The organism is Fluviicola sp., from assembly GCF_029266855.1.
GTDB lineage: Bacteria > Bacteroidota > Bacteroidia > Flavobacteriales_D > Crocinitomicaceae > Fluviicola.
Window position 1 is genome coordinate 328,481 of record NZ_JAQSWB010000004.1, and the last position, 25,098, is coordinate 353,578.

The 25,098-nt window shown below is 41.5% G+C and carries 17 protein-coding genes; 8 read left to right on the forward strand and 9 right to left on the reverse strand.

Annotated elements, in window-relative coordinates; genetic code table 11:
- Positions 1 to 81: 81 nt before the first annotated feature.
- The 3 genes from K0S23_RS11660 to K0S23_RS11670 all read right to left on the reverse strand — a co-directional run bounded on the left by K0S23_RS11660 (position 82) and on the right by K0S23_RS11670 (position 5,614).
- On the reverse strand, positions 82 to 1,749 hold the full coding sequence (locus K0S23_RS11660; protein ID WP_300357437.1) for an SBBP repeat-containing protein: 1,668 nt from the start codon (positions 1,747 to 1,749) through the stop codon (positions 82 to 84).
- 150 nt (positions 1,750 to 1,899) lie between these two features.
- On the reverse strand, positions 1,900 to 2,637 hold the full coding sequence (locus K0S23_RS11665; RefSeq protein ID WP_300357440.1) for a response regulator transcription factor: 738 nt from the start codon (positions 2,635 to 2,637) through the stop codon (positions 1,900 to 1,902).
- 76 nt (positions 2,638 to 2,713) lie between these two features.
- Positions 2,714 to 5,614 (reverse strand): histidine kinase, encoded by a 2,901-nt coding sequence (locus K0S23_RS11670; protein ID WP_300357442.1) that lies wholly within the window; start codon positions 5,612 to 5,614, stop codon positions 2,714 to 2,716.
- Positions 5,615 to 5,774: 160 nt separating this feature from the next.
- Between K0S23_RS11670 and K0S23_RS11675 the strand changes: the two genes are divergently transcribed.
- Complete coding sequence (locus K0S23_RS11675) at positions 5,775 to 7,010, forward strand: hypothetical protein (RefSeq protein WP_300357444.1); 1,236 nt, start codon at positions 5,775 to 5,777, stop codon at positions 7,008 to 7,010.
- 2 nt (positions 7,011 to 7,012) lie between these two features.
- Here the strand turns inward: K0S23_RS11675 and K0S23_RS11680 are convergent, their stop codons facing one another.
- Positions 7,013 to 7,657 carry a DUF1345 domain-containing protein gene (locus tag K0S23_RS11680; RefSeq protein WP_300357446.1) on the reverse strand — a complete coding sequence of 215 codons (645 nt, stop codon included), beginning with the start codon at positions 7,655 to 7,657 and terminating at the stop codon, positions 7,013 to 7,015.
- Positions 7,658 to 8,139: 482 nt separating this feature from the next.
- Between K0S23_RS11680 and K0S23_RS11685 the strand changes: the two genes are divergently transcribed.
- Positions 8,140 to 11,292, forward strand: a complete 3,153-nt coding sequence (locus K0S23_RS11685) for a S8 family serine peptidase (protein WP_300357449.1) — start codon at positions 8,140 to 8,142, stop codon at positions 11,290 to 11,292.
- Between the two features lie 212 nt (positions 11,293 to 11,504).
- Positions 11,505 to 12,176 carry an OmpA family protein gene (locus tag K0S23_RS11690; protein ID WP_300357452.1) on the forward strand — a complete coding sequence of 224 codons (672 nt, stop codon included), beginning with the start codon at positions 11,505 to 11,507 and terminating at the stop codon, positions 12,174 to 12,176.
- 79 nt (positions 12,177 to 12,255) lie between these two features.
- On the opposite strand, the gene K0S23_RS11695 is transcribed toward K0S23_RS11690, so the two are convergent.
- Both K0S23_RS11695 and K0S23_RS11700 read right to left on the reverse strand, forming a co-directional pair.
- A complete protein-coding gene (locus tag K0S23_RS11695; RefSeq protein WP_300357455.1) occupies positions 12,256 to 13,629 on the reverse strand; it encodes a di-heme oxidoredictase family protein in 1,374 nt (457 codons plus the stop codon).
- The gene (locus K0S23_RS11700; protein WP_300357458.1) at positions 13,629 to 14,804 is read right to left on the reverse strand and encodes an imelysin family protein; all 1,176 of its coding nucleotides are present in this window, start codon (positions 14,802 to 14,804) and stop codon (positions 13,629 to 13,631) included. Before K0S23_RS11700 ends, K0S23_RS11695 begins: the two co-directional genes overlap by 1 nt.
- 186 nt (positions 14,805 to 14,990) lie before the next feature.
- Here K0S23_RS11700 and K0S23_RS11705 point away from each other — a divergent pair, with 186 nt between their 5' ends.
- The 5 genes from K0S23_RS11705 (at position 14,991) to K0S23_RS11725 (ending at position 19,114) form a co-directional block, all read left to right on the forward strand.
- Entirely contained in the window at positions 14,991 to 15,779 is a 789-nt protein-coding gene (locus K0S23_RS11705; protein ID WP_300357462.1) for a DUF3108 domain-containing protein, read from the forward strand.
- 179 nt (positions 15,780 to 15,958) lie between these two features.
- Complete coding sequence (locus tag K0S23_RS11710; RefSeq protein WP_300357465.1) at positions 15,959 to 16,909, forward strand: tryptophan 2,3-dioxygenase family protein; 951 nt, start codon at positions 15,959 to 15,961, stop codon at positions 16,907 to 16,909.
- Positions 16,910 to 17,025: 116 nt separating this feature from the next.
- Complete coding sequence (locus tag K0S23_RS11715; RefSeq protein WP_300357468.1) at positions 17,026 to 17,868, forward strand: hypothetical protein; 843 nt, start codon at positions 17,026 to 17,028, stop codon at positions 17,866 to 17,868.
- On the forward strand, positions 17,865 to 18,521 hold the full coding sequence (hxpB, locus tag K0S23_RS11720; protein ID WP_300357471.1) for a hexitol phosphatase HxpB: 657 nt from the start codon (positions 17,865 to 17,867) through the stop codon (positions 18,519 to 18,521). Before K0S23_RS11715 ends, hxpB begins: the two co-directional genes overlap by 4 nt.
- Positions 18,522 to 18,532: 11 nt before the next feature.
- Positions 18,533 to 19,114: a DUF3109 family protein gene (locus K0S23_RS11725; protein ID WP_300357489.1), complete on the forward strand. Its 582-nt coding sequence runs from the start codon at positions 18,533 to 18,535 to the stop codon at positions 19,112 to 19,114.
- A gap of 10 nt (positions 19,115 to 19,124) precedes the next feature.
- On the opposite strand, the gene K0S23_RS11730 is transcribed toward K0S23_RS11725, so the two are convergent.
- From K0S23_RS11730 to K0S23_RS11740, 3 genes are read right to left on the reverse strand one after another with little or no spacing between them, the layout of a single operon-like run.
- Positions 19,125 to 19,826, reverse strand: coding sequence for a hypothetical protein (locus K0S23_RS11730; protein WP_300357474.1), 702 nt, complete (start codon positions 19,824 to 19,826; stop codon positions 19,125 to 19,127).
- Positions 19,827 to 19,877: 51 nt separating this feature from the next.
- Positions 19,878 to 22,727, reverse strand: a complete 2,850-nt coding sequence (locus K0S23_RS11735; RefSeq protein WP_300357477.1) for a PD-(D/E)XK nuclease family protein — start codon at positions 22,725 to 22,727, stop codon at positions 19,878 to 19,880.
- Positions 22,728 to 22,760: 33 nt separating this feature from the next.
- The gene (locus tag K0S23_RS11740) at positions 22,761 to 24,782 is read right to left on the reverse strand and encodes a glycosyltransferase family 39 protein (protein ID WP_300357480.1); all 2,022 of its coding nucleotides are present in this window, start codon (positions 24,780 to 24,782) and stop codon (positions 22,761 to 22,763) included.
- Positions 24,783 to 25,098: the final 316 nt, after the last annotated feature.

A 25,098-nucleotide genomic window follows, 5' to 3' on the forward strand; every position in this document is an offset into this window, starting at 1 on the left:
TTGTTCAATGCTTTTTTAGCAAAACAAAAAAAGGGATTCTTGCAAGAATCCCTTTTCATTTACCTATTAAAATACATTTTGCTATTCTTTGATGAAACGCGTCGTTCCAACACCTGAATCCGTAATTACGACCAAAATGTAAGCTCCGGCACGCAAATGCTCAACCGAAATCGTTGGGCTGTTTTGCATAAACAACAAGCATCCGGTAGTGGAATAAACAGAAACTGATTGGACGGTTCCCACAGTTTCAATTGATAAAACACTATTGGCCGGATTCGGCGACACTTCCAAATCAATTTCCATTGTTAATTCGTTTATATTCAAAGTTGTTTGACTCATCTTATGAAGGTAAATGTCATATCCTCCGGAAGTTAAAGAAACAGTTCCCACACCCGGATCAAAATCAACAGTTCCCTGGAAATATCCGGTTGAGTAGAATGAGTCATTGTCTATTGCAATATCAAAACCATAGTCAGCATTGGTTCCGCCAAGCTGCATAGCGTATGAATAACTGCCATCGGAATTGAGAATTGTTACAAAAGCATCGGACCCGCCGTTTGAGGTCAAAGAAGCCATTGAGGCACCTGGATCGAAATCACAAGTTCCTCCGAATTGTCCGATGATGTATGATTTTCCTGCAGCATTTACTGTCAGTTCCAGTGGATAATCAGCACCGTCTCCGCCCAATTGTTTTGTCCAGATTACATTACCTGAAGGATCCAATTTGGAAACGTATGCATCTGCCACTCCCACTGCAGTCAGTTCAGAAGTTCCTGCACCTGGATCGAAGTCTGCTATTCCTGTAAAGTATCCTGCAGAATAAATATTTCCGCTGGCATCTGATGCGACCGAGTATCCCTGATCTCCGCCTGCTCCACCGAATTGTTTCACCCATGTAAAGTTGCCGCTTGGGTCTAATTTTAAAACAAAGATGTCTAATGACCCGAACGAATTCAAATTCTGCGTTCCGGCATTGGGATCAAAATCGGCAGTTCCCCAAAATGACCCCGTACAAATAATATTTCCGGAGCTATCCAATTTCACTGATCGGATCAGGTCATCATTTGTCCCGCCAAATTGTTTTATCCATCCAAAGTTTCCTGCCGCATCCAGTTTTACAATGAATCCGTCTCCCTGTCCAAAACTTGTCAGGTTTGTTACTCCTGCTCCGGGATCGAAATCGGCTGTTTCGGAGAAGTAGCCACCCAGGAAAACATTCCCCGAATTGTCTACTGCAAGTGAGTGCCCTTCGTTGATACCGGACCCGCCACCAAATTGCCTGGCCCATAGAAAGTTTCCGGATGCATCCAGTTTTAGAATAAACAAATCTTTAGCACTGTTGCTTGTCATGGAAACCGTTCCGGCTCCGGGATCGAAATCTGCTGATAGTTGAAATTGTCCGACAACGTAAACATTGTTGTTTCCATCAAGAGCAATTTCCTCAGCTTCTATAAAACCTCCGGATCCACCCAGTTGTTTTGCCCATATCAGTGTAGATTGGGCATCATAACGTGCCACGAAAGCATCCACGGTACCAATCGAAGATAAACTGGTGATTCCGGCATTCGGGTCGAAATCTATAGCACCGGCAAAACGCCCTGCTGTAAATATATTTCCTGCATTATCCAATGTAAGAGAGTGTCCTTCTCCGTAACCTGTTTGTCCCATTTGCCTGACAAACTGTAAGCTTTGCGCTGTAGTTTGAAGTAAGCAGCCGGCAAAGCCCATTGAAAGTAGTATTTTCTTCATATTCTGTCCTTTAATTGTTTTATAGAGCAAGAATAAGTGCTTCTTTCGGTGATCTTTAAAAAAGTTCAGGAACAGACCATTGAGTTCAGGAATGGATGAAAAATAATTACGTCCTTAAAGAAATCTGAAACCCAATTGCGGATGTATTATTTACAACCAGGCTTCAAATTCTGCCTTTTTGTATTTGGAAAGTTTGGCTACGATTCCCTTTTCAAGGTGAATGGTCAATTCTGATTTGGAATAGGTTTTCAGGAAGGCTTTATGAATGATCCACGATTTGTGAACACGAAAGAATGCGGGTTCTGTTTCCAACATTGTCTCGAAATGCCTGAGGTTTTTGCTGGCAACAAGTGTCTTGTCCGAATAGTGAATAATACAATAAGATTCCTGTGCTTCTATGGCAACAATATGGTCGATTGCCAGGATGTGCTGCTGCCCTTTATCTGTCACTACCAGATTTTTAAGTCGCTTGCTTTCCAGGGTTTCACTTAGGAGTGCAATCCGCTGAATTTGGTGTTCGACTTCCCGTTGCTTCATCACCCTACTGACCGCATTTTTTAATCGATCAATGTCTATGGGTTTGAGCAGATAATCCATGGCGGAAACTTCAAAAGCACGAATAGCATATTTATCGTAGGCTGTTACGAAAATGAGTTCAAAATTAATCTCAGGAAAGAACTTTACGATTTCATAGCCGGCATAATTCGGCATTTCAATATCGAGAAAGACTAAATCAGGATGGAGTTCATGGATGCTGGCAACGGCTTGTTCCAAGTTAGTACATTTCGCCAAAAGTTCTACTTCCGGACAAAATCGTTTCAACAAATTTTCAAGCACATCTCTTGCACTTTCTTCATCATCGACTAATATGGCCCTTATTTTCTTCACGCGTACAAACTTAACTTCATTCTTTAGATTCCGTTGATCCTATTCAGCAATAGCCATATTTATTTCAGTAACGGTGTTAGTAACTGTGTTCAACGGGAATTCGCAAGACCACTTTTGTTCCTGAGGCTTCTCCATTTTCAAACAAATCTTCGTATTCATATCCGAATTTTCCCTGAAGCACTTCGCTTAAAATTTCAAAGCGGTTTTTAATAGCCTTCCCTGAAAAAGACTCATGGTCAGCACGTTGTCTAAGACGAATGGCTTTTGCACGTTCGCGTCCGATTCCATTATCAACAATGGTGCAAATTAAATCCTGCTTCAATTCGAAAGAAATACTTAAGTGTTTGGGGCCTTCTTTATGAAGTAATCCGTGTACAAGCGCATTTTCAATAAATGGTTGAATTAAAAGCGGTGGAATCAATACTCCATCGGCATTAATGGAATTTATAGAATAAGTGAAATCTGTTTTAAACCGTAATTTTTCAAGGGACAGGTATAATTCCAGAAGTTTTATTTCCTCTTCAAATTCAATAAAGTCCTTCTCCGAATAGCTCAATGTTCTGCGCACCATATTAGAGAAAGTGGTAATGTATGAGTAAGAATGTTCAATATCTCCTTTTAGAACAAGGTCCTGGATCGAATTCAATGCATTGAAGATGAAGTGCGGATTCATCTGCGATTGAATAGCAGTGAGTTTTGATGCATTTAACTCGTTAAGCTGTCTTGATTTTGTTTGCTGGATCCTCAATTGCCAACGATAGATAATAAATACAATTCCAATAAATATCAATGCCATGGAACCGATAAACCACCAGCTAAGGTAGAACGGTGAAGCAATGGAAAACGAGTAAGTGATTTCGTCCGTGTAATTGCCGTTAATTTCAGCATTTACTTTTAAGGTGTAATTTCCGGGAGCAAGTGCATTATAGGTGATGCGATTCTCATCGCTCTCATTCGTGTTCCATTGTGTATCGTAGCCAAGGAGTTTATAATGATACTGGATACTTTCTCTGCTGCGCAAAGTTGGAATAGACAATTCAAATACCAGTTTTCGTTGGTTACTTGTAAAGTGTTTATTGGTGTTATGATCAATCAGGTGATCGTTGACCTTAACAGATTTGAGCAGAAGTGGTGGTAAATGAAAAGAGCGTTTTGCATAAGGTAAATCTATTTGCTGCACCCCGCCAAAATGACTTACCCAAAAGGTGTCTCCACTACTCGTAAAATCCATCACACTTTGATTGGAGAACCCGAAGAGTGAATGCAGGGTTTTTAAAATACCTTCGTTTCGGTCAAATACAAATAAGCCATTGGATGTTTTACCCAGAATGTTTTGACCTTGAAGCCGGATCTTTTCCAGGGTTTCCCGTTTTCCTTTTATCCAGATCGGAATCGTTGAGATTACTTTCCCCTCTTTTATTACCAGGATCCCATTGTTATTGGTGCTGGCATAGAGTAAATCTCCATCCAGAAGCAGGTCAACAGGGAAAATCTCCTTCCCTTTGTAACGGATCGATTTGATTTCTCCTGAAGCGTTTTTGCAAACAAGTCCAATAGAAGTAGAAGCAAAAAGGACCTGATTCCTGACATGATAAGCCAATGAGTAAATCCTGTTGGTTAAGCCATTTACTGACTCAACCAGGAACGTATTGTTTTTCATGCGACATCGAAGCACACCCCTGCCAGTACCAAGGAAACTCTCGCTTTTAGAAATAAACGCAACGTCCTTCAATGATGCTTCCGTGATATCAAGCAGTTGGTTTGTTTTTTTATTGTAAGCCCGCACATACCCATTATCAAAGAGTATGAAATTGCTTTTTGGGTGCGTGTAAATCCCCTCAATCGGGTGTGTCCCCTCATGAGTAATCGAATAAAACGTTTGGTTTTTATAACTCATCAAAGCACCCTTGGTTGTTCCCAGGAGCAGGCCTAAATCCAGGTCATCGGAGAGGGATGTTACCGGATCGTCACGAAATGCCCGAATCACATCCGGTATGTCTGAATCCCGGATCACCAGAATTCCTTTGTCAAAAGTGCTGATCAGTGTGTTCCCTTCATGGTCTTCATAGACATCAGAAACAAAATAGTCTTTATAGAACTGGTCATTCGATTTTTGAACAAGTTTACTATCCAAAAGAATTGTACTTGGAAGTGTTCCGGCAATCCATGCCCCGTTCTTTACAGGGTAAATACGCATAGCCTCACCCGCTTTGAATTCAAAACTGGTCGAGTGAGCTGTTAACTGCTGTTTCCTGAAATTGTATTTATATGCCTGTTTGTTGCGCAGATCCACTGCGTAATTGGTTGATCCGATAGAAAAAAAACGCAGATGTGAATCAGGATGTAATTTGCCGGAACGAACAGACACTGTTATTCGCTTAAATTTACCGGCAGCATAGGTTAAGAGATTATTGCTATAGGTAGCATGAAAGATCAAAGTGCCATTTTGCAGAGAAAACGGCTGTGCCAGGAACCGATTAATCGTAAATTTCTGAACTACTTTCGCTTTGCTGTTCAGTACAATTACTTTCCCACCTGAAATCACTAACTCATTCCTGTCAGAGATAGACAAACTGATATCTGAGTGCGTATCATCTTTACAAAGTTCGTAGAACAGATTGCATACTCCATTCTTAATTTGAAAAATCTGACCGTTTAAGTTGTGGCAGTATATTGTCCCGTTTTTGTCATTAACAAAGCTAAACACCGAATTACTTTTCGCACTTTCACATTCAATTTTATCATAATTGTAAAAGTCATATCGATAGATTCCATCACTGGTGGCAAAATAATAATTGTTCTTATTGTCTTGGGTCACATTATAAACCTGCACACCTCTGAATTGCTGCTCCCCGAGAATAAAATAAGCAGGTTGTTGCGCAGTCGAAAACGTAGGCAGGAGTAGTAAGAACAAAAAAAGCATTGCTTCTGAGGCCCGGAATTTCGATCCGTAGATAGTAATTATGATACGCTGCATTCGGTTTAAAAGTACAAAATAACTTTAGTTGGCTTTTCCGGGGTTAATTGCATTTCTATTATCCTAAAAAAGAAGAATCTCTCAAAATAACTTACTTTTGAGCCAAAATATAACATTTCAGAAAATTTCCCGTAAGAGGGCTCATACTCGAAACTTAAACATGGATACTACAGATTCTCCTGTCCTTACACCACCCGTTCAACTTCCTAAAAAACGCAAACGCAGATGGCTGAGGATCAGCTACTCTGTTTTGATTCATGGGCTTGCAACAATCGCCCTTGGACTGATCGGTGTTGCGGTAGCCGTTAAAATGAAATGGACCAATGACGGTGGAAACGTAGATTTGAACAGCCGCTATTTTTCACAGATGGCCGGAAAATACAACCAGGGATTTCAAACAGACAGTCTGACCTTTGCCAAACAGGAACGTTTGATGTACCAAAATGTCGGGCTGCTTGCAAAATATTATCCGCACAACGCCAAAATTATTTTGGATGCATTTCAACGCACCGGAGATGTTACCATAGCATTGCGTATGCTTGACGCAGCAAATCTCCGCATGAAAAACCATAAAGGCTACCAAAAGGAACTGCAGCGCATTGAAAAACAGGCGGATGAAGCTTCTCTTTCCGTTTACCCATGGGCAAACTACCGGGAATGGAAGGAATTCTGCAGTGTTGTAAGGGCTGACAGTGCAGCCATCGATTCTGTCTCCCGCATTACAGGTGTCGAGTCCAGGCTCATTGTCATGTGTTTGGTCGGTGAACAAATCCGGATGTTTAACTCTTCACGTGAACAATTCAAAAAGTATGTTGTTCCATACAACCGATTGATCCTGACGACCAACAGAGGATATGGCGTTACAGGAATCCTTCAAAATACAGCTTTGAAAATTGAGCGGAACCTGTATGAAAAAGGAAGTCCCTTTTATCCCGGAGATTATTATCAAAACTGTTTGAACGTAAAAGATTCCTTTCCTGAACTTGTGAATGATACGATCGAAGCCCACAAGCATTTAACGATCCAGCGTTTGATGAAAGGCGGAGATCATTTCTATTCGTATTTATATACCGCTTTTTTCCTGCGTCAATTCCAGGCACATTGGGAAAGAGAAGGATTTACATTAGCTTACCGACCTGAAATTTTGGGAACACTTTACAACCTGGGTTTCCAAAAGAGCAAACCGAAGAAAAACCCTTCGGTGGGTGGATCAACCTTCAAAGTGGGAGATAAAGAATACACCTTCGGGGGATTGTGTTATGAGTTTTACTATAGCGGTGAACTGATGGATTTATTTCCCTTAACGAGCAAGCCATTTATTCCTACAAGAGAATTGGAACGGACGATTGTTTTCCCGGAAAAGGAGGAGGAAATAATTCCGCCCGTTGCAGGATAAGGTTATAAATTAATAATCTCATTGATCGTGATGGCGATCAAAATGGTATTGAAGAAAAACGCAAGCAGGGAATGGGCCAGGGTGAGCCGGCGCAATCCTTTGGATTTAATCACCACATCGGAAACCTGGAAAGTCATCCCGATCGTGAAGGAATAGTAGGCAAAATCGAAATAATCCGGGTGAGCCTCTCCCGGGAAATCTAATCCGCGGGCATGTTTTGAATATTTCTCATTTTCATCCCCGTAATATAAATGAGCATAGCGAAAAGTAAAAGAGAGGTGTAATACCATCCAAGCCAATATAATCGATGATATGAAGAAAACTTCATGGATCACACTGTGTTTGCTGAAATGAATGTTATTGTCACTATTCCAGAAGATAATCGCTATCAAGGCGGTCGAACAGGTTATAATTAACAGGATAAACTGCATCCACACACCCAGATCTTCATCCTTTGCACGGGACATAATTTGATTTGAAGGAATCCGGATAACAGTAAACAAGCTTTCCAGCAGGTACAAAATTCCAAATGTGAGCCAGGCCAACACGATACTTTCCTGAACCGTCCATTTGAACAAATGGAAGCAAAACCCTACTAAAAAAGAAATTAAAAAGACGAATAGAATTTTAAACCGGATGATTTTCATGAATAAACGATTGCTGGTTTTAAAGATAGGACTTATTTATTGCGAATTAGATGTTAGGACTTTAGGACGTTAAGACTAAAAGAAATAGTGGCACGAGCCAGAGCCTCGCGCCAATGGGAGGAATAGGCAATAGCGAACAAGCATCGGGCAATAGGTTTTAGTCGTTTGTTATTAGCGGTTAAATATATTGTATGGGTGTTAAATATATATACAAACGTCGCTATATCTATGCTATATCTATGCTATATCTATGCTATATCTATGCTATATCTACGTTATGTCCCTCGGCATTCCGTCTTGTGAGACGGAGCCTCAGTCTGATCGCTTCGGATCGAGTGAGACGGAACCTCAGTCTTCGTCCGCCGCGGCGGACTCTTATCTATGGAACATCCTCGCTTCATATCCAACTAACCAAGTCTTCAATTCAGAACTTTTGGAAATGAACAATTTATCGTAAATTGCATCTGCTAAATTAAAGACTTATGAAAAAACTACTCTCACTACTAGCCTTTATTCCGTTCGGTTTATTTGCACAAACTGTACATGTAAATTACCAGGACGGAAAGATCTGGTTTAAACTTGACAAGGAGGTGAGAATCCTCCAGCCACTCAAAGAAAATCCAAGCAAAATTCCTGTTCAATCCATTCCAGGACTGAACCAGGTTGTTTCCAAATACGGATTTATCAATCTTTCCAAACCATTTGCGGCGGCAAAAAATTCGGAAATCCTGCAGCGCACCTATTTATTGGAATTCTCATCCATCCAGGATATAGAGAAATGTATCAAAGACCTGGAAAATCTGAAAGGTGTTGAATATGCCGAGAAAGTTCCGCTTGACCGGATGTGTTTAACTCCGAATGATCCTTCTTACAGCTCACAATGGGGTTTATCAAATATTAATGCCCCGACTGCCTGGAATTACTTTTCTACCGGCAGTAATGTTGTAGTTGCTATTGTCGATGATGCCGTTGAACGGACCCATGCAGACCTTTCACCTAACTTATGGGTGAATAGCGGTGAGATTGCAGGAAATAACATTGACGATGACAATAACGGGTATATTGATGACATCAACGGATATGACGTTGCCAGCAATGACAATAATCCAAATCCACCGAGCAGTTCTTTTGATCACGGAACACATGTTGCAGGAATTGTATCTGCGCGCTCTAACAATGGTGTCGGTGTTGCCTCTATCGGATTCAGCTGTAAACTGATGTGTGTAAAATCTACCACCACAGTTGGCCAGGTTACCAATGGTTATGACGGAATTCTATACGCCGCGGTAAGCGGAGCAGACGTTATCAATATGAGCTGGGGCGGACCGGGAACTTCAACCACTGCTCAAAACATTGTCAATTATGCGGCAGGCGAAGGTTGTATCCTGATTGCTGCAGCCGGAAATGATGACGTGAATACTCAATTTTATCCTGCAGCTTACAACAATGTTGTTTCAGTAGCTGCAACGACAAGTACAAATACCAAGGCCAGCTTTTCCAATTACGGTTCCTGGATCGATGTTTCCGCTCCCGGAAATAATATCTACAGTACAACCGTTGGAAATTCTTACGGCAATAAATCCGGAACCTCTATGGCTTCGCCAATGGTAGCAGGTTTGGCGGGATTAATGAAATCACTGAATCCCAACATGCCGAATTCCGATTTGATTAACTGCTTACTCACAACAGCTGTGAATATAGATGCTCAAAATCCTTCTTTTATCGGTGAACTTGGAAGCGGGCGAATTGATGCGGCTGCAGCTATGGCCTGTGTTTCAACCTCGTTGAATAATCCACCCGTTGCCGATTTCAGTGCCAACTTCACAGCAATCAGCGCCGGAGGTTCTGTTTTGTTTACCAATCTGAGCACTTACAATCCGACATCGTGGAACTGGACCTTTACCGGTGGAACACCTGCTTCATTTAACGGACAGAATCCTCCATCGATAACCTACAATACACCTGGAACTTATAACGTTTCACTCACTGTAACAAATGCAAACGGCACAGACACAGAAACCAAAAACGGGTATATTACAGTAAGTGCTGCCGCAGTCTGTGAACGGATTAATTTGCCGACGCCAGCCGGCTGGACAGGATCTAATTATTACACAGGCGCTACTCTCGGATCAGATGGCTGGATCAACGGAATGAATGTATACCTGGACAAACAGAAAGCCATGTACTTTGATGCATCTGCTTCCCCAAATACCGTTTTGAACAATGTATGGCTGGCATTCGGACTCGCTTATTCAACCACTCCATCCAAGATCGTTCCTATTAAAGTTTACGACGGAACCAGTGGTACACCCGGAACGCTGCTAGGAACGACCAACCTGACAATGGGTCAAATCATGAACGATGTAAACGGCGGTTTTTACACCGAGGCAGCATTTGTAAATAATCCGGTTACATTACCGGCATCTAAAAAATTCTTCGTTTCCGTTGATCTGACAAACTTACAATGGACCGCAGGAGTAAAAGACACTTTAAGTATTGTAAGTAATTCGGCAGGACAAACAACTCCTTCCGCAATCTGGGAACAACAATCAGACAATATCTGGTATCAGTACGGAACTGCAGGTTCCTGGAATTTGAATGCCTCTTTATTCATTCACCCATTCCTTACGAATACCCCTTCACAAGCAGTTATTACACCAAGTACATTAACCGTTTGTTCCGGGAATTCCGTTGATTTTAATGCTGCCGGAAGTACTTACCAGGATACTTTATTATGGTATTTTCCAGGTGGAACACCAACCGTTGTTCCTTCAGCTCCAACAGCTTCTGTAACCTACGCAACACCGGGAACATACGATGCTATTCTGTATACAATCGGCGGCGGCTGTTCTTTGTTTGATTCAGCATTTGTTTCCATTACCGTAAACCCGGTGCCAACAATCAGTGTTGCAGGTAATAATACCATTTGTAACGGTGCAAGTACCGCGTTGACTGCTTCAGGAGCGAGTTCCATCACCTGGACTCCGGGTACGGGTTTATCCGCAACAACCGGAAACAACGTTACGGCAAATCCCAGCGTGACAACTACTTATGCAATTACCGGAACGAACGGAGCATGCAGTAACTCGACAACCATTACCATCAATGTGGATGATCCAACCGTGGCTACAATTGTATTTGTGGACAGTACAGTCGCTTGTCCGACCTCCGTTTCTTTCGATGGCAGTAATTCTGCACATGCAGATAATTTCTTCTGGTCATTCCCGGGCGGAACTCCCGCTACATCAAACAGCTCTTCGCCGACGGTAACTTTTGGCGCCGACGGAGCAGTAACTGTTCAATTGATCACGGAAAATTCATGTGGGTCAGATACCATTGTGTTTCCAATTCAGATTACAACTAACTGTGGGCTTGGCCTGGAAGAAATCTCTTTGGAATATCTGATTTCTTATAATCCGGACCAGGGATTGATCCATATTGTGAGCGAACAGGGATTGACAAGCGGAACAACAATCCAATTGTATAACAGCGCCGGGCAATTAGTGATTTCCAACAAACTGGTGAACCAGGAGGATTCAATTCAAATTCCGGTCACTGCTTATGCTCCGGGAATGTATTTCGTGCGAATAGCAAATGAATTACAGGAAACGACTTCGAAGGTGATTAAGAACTAAATTTGTTAATCATATTGAATAGCCCCGGCAATAAATGTCGGGGTTTTTTTGTTCAAGCAACATTCGAATTTTAGAATTCTAGTTTTAACGAACTCAAGCTACAAATAGAGTTCGAGAATTCTCGAACTCCCCGAGAGTTTTTTCATTTCCGAAAAAGCTTCGTTCGAGTGTTACTTTTTCATAAACCCGACATTTAGAAGAAAAACAATCTTATGAAACTGATCTATTCTTTATGCCTGGCTTTTCTTTCCTTCGGAATTCAGGCGCAGGTTGCAAAAGCTCCTGTAAAAGTAACTGTCAAAGGATTCAACGGCAAACCTTATGCAAACGATAAAGTCCTTTTCGTGGGGCAAAAATCCAAACAAACACTTTCCGGTGTGAGCAATCCGGCAGGTCAATTTGTTATCCAGCTTCCCTGCGGAGATATTTACGACATCCGGATTCAAAGTATCGGTGACGAAATTGAATACAATACACTGGAAATACCTGCAGTTAAGCCCGGAGAATTTTTTGAAGAAGCTGAGCTGTTGATCGAATACGATCCCGGAACCACCTTCTCCTTCACCAATTTACAATTTGAAGCGGCAAAAGCAGATTTGAAGTCAGCAAGTTACTTCCACCTCAAAAACCTTGTAGAAGTTATGAAACGCAAAAAGGATTTCAAAATCCAGATCGCGGGACACACAGACAGTGACGGAGAAGAAAATGCGAATCAGCTCTTATCGCAAAGAAGAGCGGAATCCGTAAAGAACTACCTCATCAGCCAGGGAATTGAAGCCAATAGGATCATTGCAAAAGGGTTTGGAGAAAGTCAACCTGTTGCCAACAATACAAGTCCGCAGGGGAAAGCTCAAAACAGGAGGACGGAGATTTCGATCCTCTGAGGTTGCCTTCGACTCCCATTGACGCATCGGTCAAGGTTTTCAACGCTGAGTCACCTTAGAATAAAGGCTTCAACTTTGATTACAACGATTGTAAATATTTGATGAGATAGCCACGCTGAGCTGCCGGGAGTTTTTTGTATTTCTCCCTACTCTTTTCAGCTTCTCCGCCATGCCATAAAATAGCTTCTTCTATGGATCTTGCTCTTCCGTCGTGCAACAAATTTGTATGTCCGTTCACTATCGAAATCAATCCTAATCCCCAAAGCGGCGGCGTTCTCCATTCGGAGCCGGTAGCCAGGTGATCCGGGACATTATCCGCTAAATCAGGGCCCATGTCGTGAAGTAAGAGGTCTGTATAAGGAGTTATTTTCTGGTTCTTCAGGGGAGCAATATCTCCGCCGAAACCAGTAGTATAATTCATTTTATGGCAAGAAACACAACCAAGCGATTTAAAGAACTGTGCTCCGTACTTTACTTCAACATCCGTAGTATTGCGTCTTTTAGGAACAGCCAAACTTCTTGCGTAAAGAATCACTGCTTCCAGGTCGTTGTCCTCAATTTCAGGCGCTCCGCCATTTGGTAATCCTGCGCAAGACGGTTGATTGACCGTATAATTTTCATTGGGGAAATACGAACTCGTAATCCCGATATCTCCGTTAAAAGCACCTGCTACCTGATGTGCAATACTACCAACGTTCGCTTTCCAGCCAAACCGACCGATAAGCAGGTTTCCCGAAACAACATCCGAAACATAATTTGCAGTTCCGGATATTCCGTCACCATCCGCATCATTCGGATCAGCATGTGCTAAAATAGCTGACTCAGAAATCAACTCCAAAAGGCCCAATCCGACCATTTGCTGTCCCACTCTCGGGGATATTTCCGTTGTACCCTGCAGGGCACCATAATTTTGTCCTGCAACAGTATAAATAGGTTTTCTTAAGGAATAGCTTGTACCATCAGCAAAGTAACCGGTTTCCTCCACATAAGTAATTCCCATACCTCCTTCGGGACTAATCGCATTGTGAGAAAAATCCTGTAATTGCCCACCATAAACAGCATCCGGAGAATTGTCAAAACCAGCTCCTAATCTGAAAAGCAAACCGGAATTAGCTTGCGGTGAACCCCTTCCGTCCCGGAAATGGCAAGCCGAGCAAGATCTTGCATTGAATAAGGGTCCTAATCCATCACGCGCTGTTGTTGAAGACGGTGCCTGAACCCAACTTTGATTAAAAAAAGAATTTCCCACAAAAAACATCAGGGACTGATTTGAGCTCAATCCGTTGATCTGATAAGAAAAGGCATACGAAGTTTGGTCTCCGGTACTGCAATTACCTCCCAGGTCAATTAATGTTGAATCGTCACTATAGGGTGAAACAATAGTGGCTTCTTCCTTTTTACAGGAAAAAACCACTACAGATAAAACGATTCCAAGCAGGAATAAGTGCCTCATTAAAATGTAATTGAGAATACTGCTGCTGCTGCATCTATATCTTCTTGTTCAGCTTGCAATGAAGTAACGACATCCATAACTTTAGGACGTTCAGCATCTAAAATGATTGCCTGATCAAATGGTTCGTACATCACAGCGATGAATCCCATCGTAGCAGAAAAACGGTTGATTAAGGTTGTATTTTTATCTGCATTGATCGTTCCAACCAAATCTTCCAGAGCATATCCGTTTACATTGTTTCCGAAAGGAGAAGTATAATTTCCCTTATACAGATTCTCAACAGCCAATGCGTTCAGGTAAATATCTCTGTGTGTATTATCTGAAAAACAAGAATGCTCATCTTCCTGACTTTCATTCACGTAAGCAACGTAGATACGCTCCCCGGCCAACTCATCTCCGGCCAATACACGCATGGAGTTAAACATTTTACGTAAAGCTGTTTGGTTATCCAAAGCTTGGAAAGTATAGTAATAGCTTCCTGTAATTGCAGGATCCCATGCGTTTTTAACCTGGTTCAATGCCGAAACCAGTAAATCTGCAACTGTTTTCAAATAAGTTGCTCTTCGTGCCTGGTTTAAGGCTGTTCCGCCAATAACATAATCAGTATAAGGTCTTGTTCCGGCAGACGCGTCGCTTAAATCCTGTCCCCACAATAAAAACTCAATTGCATGGTATCCGGAAGAAATTTTAGTTTCTCCACCGAATTCATTTGCCTGAACGATCGTAGAAGCATCAATTGCCGGGTAATTGACCAAGTCATTAATAATTCCCGAGTTCGGTTCACCAGCTACATAATCCACATAGTTCTCATCCATCGGCCATGCGTTGATCAAACCTTCAGGTCCGTCATTTGTATTGTCGATCGGTCCGTCTACAAAGCGGAAAATTTCAGTTAAGCCGTAAATTTCACGCGCATTCAGCCATGCAGTTTTTGCCGCATCAAGGGTTGCTTGAGACGGATTGTCAGCCAAAGTATGACAAGCAGTTTGCAACGTTAATGCTGAAGTGTAGGAATCTTTGTATACAGCAAAAGCCATATCGGCATAGGTTTTCTTGATGTCCGTTTTATGCTGTGCATACTGATCAGCTGACGTTTCATCGTCCTTTTTGTTTTTTTTGCACGCTGTAACTGCAATTGAAGCAAGTACAAATATCCCGATTAACGTCCTTTTCATAGTAACTAAATTTGAGGTCAAAAGTACCTGAAACAAGCTTGTCACTCAATACCAGATTCTTGGTATTTTGATTCTTTTGAAAAAAGTGTATCTTTTGACTGGCAATCAGTTATTTCCATAAAATGTGAAAATGCAATTTTTGGCATCTGGTTTGTAAACAACTCTTTCAACAATAGAATTTAAGTTATGAAAACAAGTTTGATCATTTCTTCAGCAATCGTTATAGTGGTTGGTTTGACCACCAGTATGCAGGAAGTTGCATTACCTAAGGTTTCAAACAATTCATTTCAGACCGGAGAGAAGTTGCGTTACCGCATTACCTATGGTTTTGTAGATGCGGGTGAAGCCGTTCTCGAAGTAAAAGAGACAAGCAAAAAAGGAAACGGAAACAGGGAATTATACCATATTAAAGGAACCGGCAGAACGTTGGGCGGATTCAATGCAGTTTACAAGGTGAATGATGTCTACGAAAGTTATATCGACAAGAAAGGTATTTTTCCATGGCAATTCGTTCGAAGAGTAGAAGAAGGCGGATACAAGCTTTCACAGGATTATGCATTCAAGCAAGACAAACAAAAAGTGCATAACGGAGAAAAGGATTTTACCACTCCAACGGGAATTCAGGATATGATCTCGTCCTTTTACTATGCCAGAACCCTGAATTTCAAATCTGCCAAGGTCGGTGATACATTTGAATTCAAATGTTTTATGGATGACGAAATCTGGCCGTTGAAAGTGAAATACCTGGGTGATGAGAAAATTTCCATTCGCAAAGGAAAGTTTAACTGTATGAAATTTGCTCCAGTGGTTCAAACCGGTCGTGTATTTAAAAAACAAGATGACCTGAGTTTTTGGGTCACAAAAGATGAAAACCGAATTCCAATTTTAGTGAAAGCAAAAATTCCTGTCGGATCAATCAAACTGCATTTGGTAGAATGGTCCGGTTTGAAACACGATTTGGTAAAAGCAAAATAAGAACGTGCCGCGGTGGATGAAAACCCATCGCGGTCAATAAATTAAGCTGCAACCAGGTAACTTGCTAAACTTTTAGTCAACAAAATGCCGGAAAGAATGAAATGTTCAAATATTAACGTTTTTGTTCACGATTAATACATTGCTTTGGCATATCTTTGTTAGCTAAAATCTGAAAATAAATGGAATTAACTCCTGAAATCTTAGAAAGAATTACTCTTCTCAAAGCGAAGTATGATGCGCAAGGTCAGGATTTAGTGGCATACCTGGATAGTCTGTTGTATTCCCGAATGCCAAATTACTGGGATTATGTTCAAGTAGATACATTGTTGTCGCTGCAGAAAACATATACCGATTTCCCTGATGAAATGGTGTTTTTGATGTACCATCAGGTAACTGAGTTGTACTTCAAGCTATGCTTACACGAATTTCAGCAAATTTCAGATCGCAAGAATTTAGATGCCTCTTTTTTCGTAGAGCATGTTCAGCGCATCAATCGTTATTTTGAAGCTTTGACTAAGAGTTTCGAGATCATGGTAGACGGAATGCAACGTGAGCAATTCCTGAAATTCAGGCTGGCACTTGCACCTGCTTCAGGTTTCCAATCTGCACAGTACCGAAAAATTGAAATTCATTCTACTGATTTTCTTCAGTTGGTTCACAAGGATCACCGCGAAAAATATACCGGTAAAGAACCTATTTCCGAGCTTTTTGAGAACATTTACTGGAAAGAAGGCGCAACGGATATGCAAACCGGCAAAAAAACACTGACGTTGACTCAATTCGAGGATCGTTACCGAGATGAATTCATTCAAATGGGTGAAAGTCTTCGCAACGATAACTTATGGCGGTGTTACTTACGTCTTCCGGCTGAAGACCAGGAATTACCGGAAGTTATTCATGTGCTGAAACAGAACGATGTCAACGTAAATATTAACTGGCCTTTGGTTCACTACAAATCTGCCGTGCGTTATTTGCAGAAAGATAAAGGTGACATTGCCGCTACCGGTGGCACGAACTGGCAAAAATATCTTCCTCCGCGTTTCCAGAAACGCGTCTTTTATCCTCAACTATGGTCTGAGATGGAGATCGCTGAATGGGGTAAATCCTGGGTGGAAGCTGTTCTGATCTAGAATTACAAAGTTGCAAATTGGCAACATTGCAATATTGCAATGTTGCCAATTTGCAAAATAGCCATTTTGCTTTATTTCCAAATTCATCGTTGGATCATTCTTCTTACTTTTGCACTATGCAAAAAGCTGCCCTCATATTTGCACCCCTCCTTCTTGTTGCCGCAACAATGCAAAAAACAAGCCGTCTCCCAAAAGATTTGAAGGAGATATCAGGCTGGGTTTTTGCAAACGACAGTACCCTGATCGCCCACAATGACGGTGGTAACGATCCCGAAATTTTCGTGCTGAACCTGGACGGAAGTATCCGGCACAGAGTTGATGTTATCAATGCAGAAAATGAGGATTGGGAAGACATTGCTTTGGATCAAAAAGGGCACGTCTACATTGGTGATTTTGGGAATAATAATAATACGCGGAAGAATCTCCGGATCTTAAAATTGAGTTTAAAGAAAATTCTCGATAACCAGGACGTCGAAGCAAAGTTTATTGAATTCTCTTACCCCGAACAAAAAGACTTTCCTCCCAAGCTGACCGAAAAATATTTCGATTGTGAAGCATTGAGTTTTTCCAATGACTCCTTATACCTTTTTACCAAATGTCGCTCAGAGCCTTTTGACGGAAAATGCTACGTGTATACTTTGCCCACGAAACCCGGAACCCATAAAGCTCAGAAGAAGTATTACATGGTTCTTGGAAAACGTGATTGGTTCAGGGATGCAGCAACTTCCGCGGATATTCAAAATGGCAAGTTATATCTTCTGACATATAACCGTGTGATCATTCACACCTTTGAGAACGGAAGGGCAAAGTACGAATCACATCAAACCATGCTCCCAATTACCCAAAAGGAAGCGATCGCTGTTCATTCGAACGGAAAAATATATGTTGCCGATGAACGTCAGAAAATAGTGGGCGGAGGAAACTTATACATCTTAAAACCAACGCAAAAGAAAAAATGAAATTAGGCAATTTTGATGGGGTCATCTACGATATGGACGGAGTACTTACAGATTCCGAACCATTGTGGAAAATTGCCATGGAAGATGTATTTAAAAGTGTCGGTTGTCCGCTTACGAAAGAGGATTTTCAGCGCACGGTAGGATTGCGCATAGATGAAGTAATTGCCTATTGGTATCATGTGGCTCCCTGGCAAAATGCAAGTCCGAAGGAAGTGGAAAACGCCATTGTAAATCGCATGATCGAATTACTTACAGCACGCGCCACTCCCTTGCCGGGTGTAGTAGAATCATTGGAATTCTTTTCTTCAAAAGGTTTGAAGATCGGCCTGGCTACTTCCTCGTACCAGGTTTTGATCGATTGCATCCTGGATACATTGCAAATCAGGCATTTCTTCCAAACAGTTCATTCTGCCGAATACGAATTATTTGGAAAACCTCATCCTGCGGTATATTTGACAGCTGCCAAAAACCTGGATATCGATCCAAGACGCTGTTTGGTAATTGAAGATTCTTTAAACGGGATTATCTCCGGAAAAGCAGCCCGGATGACCGTGTTTTGCGTCCCTGAGAAAACACATCACCCGGAGCCGAAGCTAATCCTGGCAGATGCTCAATTCGATGATTTAATTGGCCTTGTCAACTACTTTAAGTAACTTGTATTATGATCGTAGCGATAGATGATAAATTAATTTCCACAGAAGTGTTTGACCGTAAATTTGTTTGCGATCTGAATGCCTGCAAAGGAGCCTGTTGCATTGAAGGTGACGGCGGGGCACCCTTGAGTTTTGAAGAAGTTGACATCATGGAAGAAATCCTGGATGATGTGATCCCATTTATGCGGCCCGAAGGGATTGAAGCTGTGAAACAATCGGGTGTTTTCTATATTGATCCGTGGAATGAACCGGCCACCACCCTGGTCAACGGGAAAGAATGTGCTTTTGTTTATTTTGATGAGAAAGGAATCACAAAATGTTCGATCGAACAAGCTTACCTGGCCGGAAAAACGACTTGGAAAAAACCAATTTCCTGCCATTTATACCCGATTCGTGTAAAAAAATTGAGTGAGGGCCTTGCACTAAACTACGAAGAATGGGATATTTGTAAGCCAGCCTGTTCCTGTGGTGAACAATTGAATGTTCCGGTCTATAAGTTTTTGCGGGAACCGCTGATTCGCGCTTTCGGCGAAGAGTTTTATTCTGACCTGGAAGGAATCGATGAGACGTTGAAGAACGCCAATTTGGAGTAAGTTGTCAAGCTCAATCTTCCCAATTTTCTCCCATGATCCATTTGTTGATCATTTCTTTGTCCAGGATCCGGCCAATAACTCTGTAAGCTGATTTAGCAAATGGGTTATCCCCGATCAACTCTTCCGTTTGTACACCAATTTTCGGATCGTAATAACTGGCATGGGTAAAGGTGACTTCATTTCCTGACTTATAAACAAAGCCCACATGATTATCAAGACCTGCTATGTACAGACCATCAGGCTGTTTCAGGAAATAGCTTTCCATAGATTCAGGAGTTTTATTGCTGAAACGTTCCACATCGGATGTGAGCCGGGTAATGTAATATTCAGACGCCTGCTGTGCCCATTTTACCCGTGGAATTTTAAATCCGGCATCATAAAGTACAGTAGTAATGAAATAGCCACATGCAATTTTACCTTTTCGTGGAATACGTGTTGTTCCGTTAAAATCCCATTCGGTTCCCTGCCACTGACTGAAAAAGTCTTTTGTAATGCTTGTTAAAAGATAGGTTTGTGCCTTTTCAGCGATTTTGTCTCGAGCCGACTCATCTGCCTTAGTATACTCTTTTTGAAAAAGAAGCCGCTGTTCTTCTACTGATGAAATCAGGTCTTCGTAAGCAGGCAAATTCTTTTTCATCTCCGTTTTTCTCACTTCAAAACAGCTCAGAAGAATGAAGCAAACAGCACAAAATGAGATTAACTTAATTTTCATAACATCCTTTTTAAGCTTAACTTTTTGATTGCGTAAATGTTACAAAAACAATTAATTACAATAAGCGCAATACTTCGAATCTTTGTTGTGGGTAAACGGTACTTCTTTATCCAGCATATCTGCAATTGTTTGCTTAATAATCCGTTCCAAAAGTCCGGGAATATCTTCTTTCCGGATATCCTCCGGCAATTTCAGAAAATGCGGACTTTCCCTGATTGATCTGAATGAAAAGATCCCGGCACGGTCAGTCAGAATTCCTGTTTCCCGGTAATAGAGATAACAATAGATCAGCAATTGAAGTACATGTTTCTGGCTCGGATTCCCTTTGCGCCGATTGGTCAAAATTGCTTCTTCGTAACTTTCCTGGTTGGCTGTTTTCTTTAACTCGACTTTGTCCTGATTCACACTTCCCGACTTATAATCAATGATCCGGTGTACGCCGTCAAACTGATCTATTCTGTCACACACTCCCGAAAGACGAACTTCAAATGATTTTCCGGGAACTGAGGTGTTTTCAATTGCGATCAATGTTTCCAGCCTTCTTTCCAGTCCGAGGATAAATAATGCTTTCTCCGGGTTTTCCTTCAGAATAGTCCGATCCCTTCTGAGTACGTTTTGAACCATTTCTTTTGCTACTTCGAAATTGATGTGATTAGTACCGGTTTGCCAGGAATTCTGATCTTCGGAGAAATGTATTGCAAAACTTTTGCTGACCAGCAGCGGAACTTCCTTTTCCATTTGGAACAAATCCTCTTCGGTAAGCACTTTCCCCGAAATCTTTCTTCCGGATTCATCTACCCGGTCAATAAAAGGTGCAAACAAATTTTCCAATACGTAATGGATGATCGTTCCCAGTGTATTGCTCTCAATATCTTCCTCCACTTTGTTTTCCTCTCCAAAGCGTAAAACGTAGCGGTAATAAAAATCCAGGGGGCAGCTCATGAATTTATCCAGCATGGAGAAACTCACTCCACCGCGAAGAACTTCATAGACCCGGTTGACAATTTCATCTGTTTTCCGGATGGATGTTGTTTCTACCTTTTCCTTATTTCCGGCTGTATAAAACGATTTTTGAATCCGGATCCCGGGATTCGTTTGTGCCAATTCCAATTCGATCTGCTGAATATACCTGCTCGGCTCACTGGATCCAACGGATTCCGAAGCGCTTGAATACGTAATCAGCATTTCCTCAGCCTGGTGCAGTAAGCGGTAAAAATGATGTGCAAAAAGACCCTGTTTCTCCCGCGGGGTCGGTAATCCGAAATACTTTCTCAAATCCATCGGAATAATGGTATTGATCGCATTTTGAGGTGGCATGGAACCTTCATTCAAGCCGAACACAAAGATCCGTTTGAAATCCAATCCGCGTGTTTCCAGCAGTCCCATGATCTGCAATCCTTCCAGGGGATTTCCGAAATAAGCAATGGTTTCATTACTCCAATTTCCATTGAACAAATTCCTGAACGAGGAGATACTCATTACAGGTGATCCCTTGCTCATAATATTCTGTAAAACGATTGTAGCATGCGCAAACCGACGCACAATTGCTCGCTCCAATTCATTCTTCTCTTCCAGCCACAGGTCCAGTTTTTCATTCAAGAGTTGAATCACCTGGATTCCCCTCAGCCAGTCATTTTTCCAGGGTTCGAAGATCAGGCGATTCAATTCGGACAAACGTTCACTCAGGTCCAGTTTTTTACGATCCAGGAAATGCCAGTTATGATTAATAATCCGGGATTCGATCTCCTGGATTTCTCTTTTTTCTTCTGCAGATAAAACCCCCAGGATAAAGGGATGGTGCGCAAATTGAATAAAATCCCGGTAATAAATACTGGAGTTTCCTCTTCTTAGAAAGGATTCCTGCAGACGAAAGATCAGGTCTACCCATGATCTCAACGAAGTCTGTCTCAGAGGTAAACCAACCGTGATATTAGCCTGACCTATTTCCGCCGGGAGGTGTTTCAGGATAGAACTCAACAGGCTTTCATCTGCTAAAAGAACCAGAGTCTCATTCAACTGCTGCGAATTCAACTTTTTCAGTTCGCTTCCGACAACCTGTGCCTGGGAAGTAAATTGCGGGCATTCCACCACGCGAATATCCATCTCTTTGGTACTGAGCTTATTTTCTACAAACGGAAGTGCTTTCAGTTCCAGTCTTTTACACAAATCACGCTGAAACTGACCTGCTTCATTAATCTGATCGTTAAAATAGAACTGATCCGAATCCATGAGAATGTGTCCCCTTCCCATAATGGAAAGTTGTTTCATGATAGAGATCTCCGATTCGGAAAGTGCATTGAAGCCGGCAAAAACAAATTGTGTGTCTTTATCATTGGCGAATGCCAGGTCGATATTGTTTGCAAAAAAACGATAAGCCTTTCCCTTCGTGGTAACGGATTTTGCTTTCAACTGCTCTTCCAGTGCAAAATAATAAGGTTTCAATTTCTCCCAGAACGCCATGAACTGGATCTGCCCTTTGGACAATTCCTCCGAGTTAAAAGACCAATTCTCAATTTCCCGGATATCCCTTAAATTCTTAAACAGCTGATCAGCAGGAACCAAATAGCGGTCTATCTCGTCAAAATCGCTCAGAAGCGTTTGTCCCCAGGCCATGAATGAATCAAAGGAATCTACATTGATTTCTACGGGATCCTTTCGGAAAAGCTCGTACAATTCAAAAAGCAAGCTTGTTTTATCAAGTACCGGAACCGGATTCAGATCCTGGATCCACCTGTCGATAGTTACAATTTTCGGAGAGAGGATCGGTTTGTTATAGAATTCAAAAAAAGCACGTTGCAAATAAGCAATCATTCGCTCGGAAGGAACAACAACACATGCATTCTGATTATTCAGTGCATGCTCACTCATGTAATTCACTATCCGGTTTACAAATGCTTCCATACCAACTAACTCCCCCAAATTTTGCGGTTCATTCTAGTTTCTGTAAAACGTAAACTCGAAGTCATCCAGCAAAACAATATTCTTATTCGGATTATGAATGTAAAAACTCAACTTATCTTCTTTCGACTGGCGCTGAGGCAGGAAAATAATAAACTCCTTTTCAGCCCATTCATTGGATTTTGATAAGGAAGTTAAATCAATCGTTTGATAGAATGAAAGGTCATTTCCTTTTGAGTAGGCAACAATAATTCCAAATTGATTCTCATTCTGATGTAAAAATTTTCCTTTTACTTTCAGCACTCTTCCTTTGGTATCCGGACCAACATCCTTTGTAAAATCATGTGCAAAACCATAAACTTCATTCTCATCAATTAAGCCAATGTGATTTTTACTGTTTTGAGGATCTGCTTCAATTTTGACATTCTCCAATCCTTTTTCCGACTCAAAGTTCGCACGAATCTTTTTGTAAGCCGGCTTCACATCCAGGAAATCCATGAGTGTTTGTTGGATCGTATCTGTCTTTCTTCTGCACAAAATAAGATTTTCGTTTGAAGCAATGGATTCCACTCTATCAAGAATTTGCGGATAAATTGCATAAACCTCTTCCATAAAGTAAGGTTTCTGAAAAACCACATAGTCCCATTTCCAATTTAATCCTCGGTCAATATCATCCGGGGAATGACCTTCTACAGCCAAACCAACCCGGTTCATCCTAACAAACGGAATGTTTGGTCCGTAAGTGTGAATGACCAAAATAGTGTCTTCTCTTGAAACTCCTGATTTAGTCAGGAATTCATCGGATCCTTCAAAATTCATGACTGAGCCGGTGAAGTGATCATTGGCAACATAGACCCTTCTTTGTTTTTGAAAAGCAGCTGTTTCTTTGAATGCTACAATTCCAAAATAAGCTACAAACAGCCCCATTACCAGTTCTCCGTAATGCCATTGCGGTTTGGGAAGAATTGCCAGGCATAGTGCTACAAAGAACACAATCGGCAGGTAGAATGTGTCCAGGAAATAATAATCATGGGCATAGAACTGCTTGGTCATCGCAAACCAGAATAAACATGCCCCGATCAACCAAAACAAACAAATGATCCACCATCCTGAAAATACTTTGTGCGAACTTCTTTCTTTAATCAGGAACGAAATCAAGACCAATACTATAAGCAGGAAAATCAGGAAATAGTGTTTGACCGAAAGATAGGACAAGACCATCACCTCCCACATTTTCTCGAGAATGATCTTCATCTCCTCAAAATTGTCGGCCGGTAATAACTCACTTAAAAAATCCGATCCGTACTTTGCTCGTAGCGTACTGTTGTAAAATTGAGCGGTAAAAACCACCAAAAAAGAGATTGCAACACCTATTACATTTGGCCAGAACCTGGCTTTCCTTTGGAAAATGCGAATCAATTCGAAACCCAGTACAGCCAAATAAGGAATGACGAAGGTAAAACGGGCAAGTGCCGCGAAAGTGAAGAAAAACAAAGCCCATCTGAACCATTTTTTTCCACGCCCTTCAAAATATAAAGCATAACAGTAAAGTGCAATTAATGTGTTTGCAATAGTGGGAATAGTTGGTAAAAATCCTCCCTGATAAAAGGTGTAGACGGGAGAAGTTATGGCAAAGATCACTACTAAGGCAGCCTTTACTTTTGACCCGCAGATTTTTTCTGCCAACAAATAGAGAAAGAAGAAACCAACGATGCTGTAGAGTAAAATATATACATGAAAAATCCATGGTTCATTTGTCCCGAAAGCCTTCATAAACACTGCAGGAACATAATCATGAACCGGAAATTCCACTGCCGTAATGGTAGAATAACTTGGATCAGACCAGTTTTTGGGAAACTGGTGATTGAGGATGTAATTCTGAGGTTTGAAAAAATTCAGATCATTGCGCACAAAGCCATTTGCGAGTGCCAAACGGTCATTTTGGGCCCAGGTATGTGTGTATGCAGGAATTTCATTCAGATGTTTGAACTGAAAAATCACTGTGATGACAGTGATTAATAAAAATGCGATACTATTCGTTATTCTCTTTTTTTTCAAGACTCCCAAATTACTCAGAATAATCAATTGATACAAATATCAGACTAATATTGAAATAAGCATTCAAATTGCCAATAAACAAAATAATGGCCGCGCTGATCAGCCGGCAACTGACGGATTGTAATTTGGTCTTTCCGCCCCGGCGGACTAGCGCTTCTCCCAAATTACTTTCGCTCTGACGTTTGTCGTAATTTGGTCTTTCCGCCCCGGCGGACTAGCGCTTCTCCCAAATTACTTTCGCTCTGACGTTTGTCGTAATTTGGTCTTCAAAAGCTGCGCTTCTCCCAAATTACTTTCGCTCTGACGTTTGTCGTAA

Bases quoted from the DNA above. Each gene is read 5' to 3' on its own strand.
- K0S23_RS11660 (WP_300357437.1), bottom strand. From the start codon at position 1,749: ATGAAGAAAATACTACTTTCAATGGGCTTTGCCGGCTGCTTACTTCAA.
- K0S23_RS11670 (WP_300357442.1), bottom strand. From the start codon at position 5,614: ATGCAGCGTATCATAATTACTATCTACGGATCGAAATTCCGGGCCTCA.
- K0S23_RS11675 (WP_300357444.1), top strand. From the start codon at position 5,775: ATGGATACTACAGATTCTCCTGTCCTTACACCACCCGTTCAACTTCCT.
- K0S23_RS11680 (WP_300357446.1), bottom strand. From the start codon at position 7,657: ATGAAAATCATCCGGTTTAAAATTCTATTCGTCTTTTTAATTTCTTTT.
- K0S23_RS11685 (WP_300357449.1), top strand. From the start codon at position 8,140: ATGAAAAAACTACTCTCACTACTAGCCTTTATTCCGTTCGGTTTATTT.
- K0S23_RS11690 (WP_300357452.1), top strand. From the start codon at position 11,505: ATGAAACTGATCTATTCTTTATGCCTGGCTTTTCTTTCCTTCGGAATT.
- K0S23_RS11695 (WP_300357455.1), bottom strand. From the start codon at position 13,629: ATGAGGCACTTATTCCTGCTTGGAATCGTTTTATCTGTAGTGGTTTTT.
- K0S23_RS11700 (WP_300357458.1), bottom strand. From the start codon at position 14,804: ATGAAAAGGACGTTAATCGGGATATTTGTACTTGCTTCAATTGCAGTT.
- K0S23_RS11705 (WP_300357462.1), top strand. From the start codon at position 14,991: ATGAAAACAAGTTTGATCATTTCTTCAGCAATCGTTATAGTGGTTGGT.
- K0S23_RS11710 (WP_300357465.1), top strand. From the start codon at position 15,959: ATGGAATTAACTCCTGAAATCTTAGAAAGAATTACTCTTCTCAAAGCG.
- K0S23_RS11715 (WP_300357468.1), top strand. From the start codon at position 17,026: ATGCAAAAAGCTGCCCTCATATTTGCACCCCTCCTTCTTGTTGCCGCA.
- hxpB (WP_300357471.1), top strand. From the start codon at position 17,865: ATGAAATTAGGCAATTTTGATGGGGTCATCTACGATATGGACGGAGTA.
- K0S23_RS11730 (WP_300357474.1), bottom strand. From the start codon at position 19,826: ATGAAAATTAAGTTAATCTCATTTTGTGCTGTTTGCTTCATTCTTCTG.
- K0S23_RS11735 (WP_300357477.1), bottom strand. From the start codon at position 22,727: ATGGAAGCATTTGTAAACCGGATAGTGAATTACATGAGTGAGCATGCA.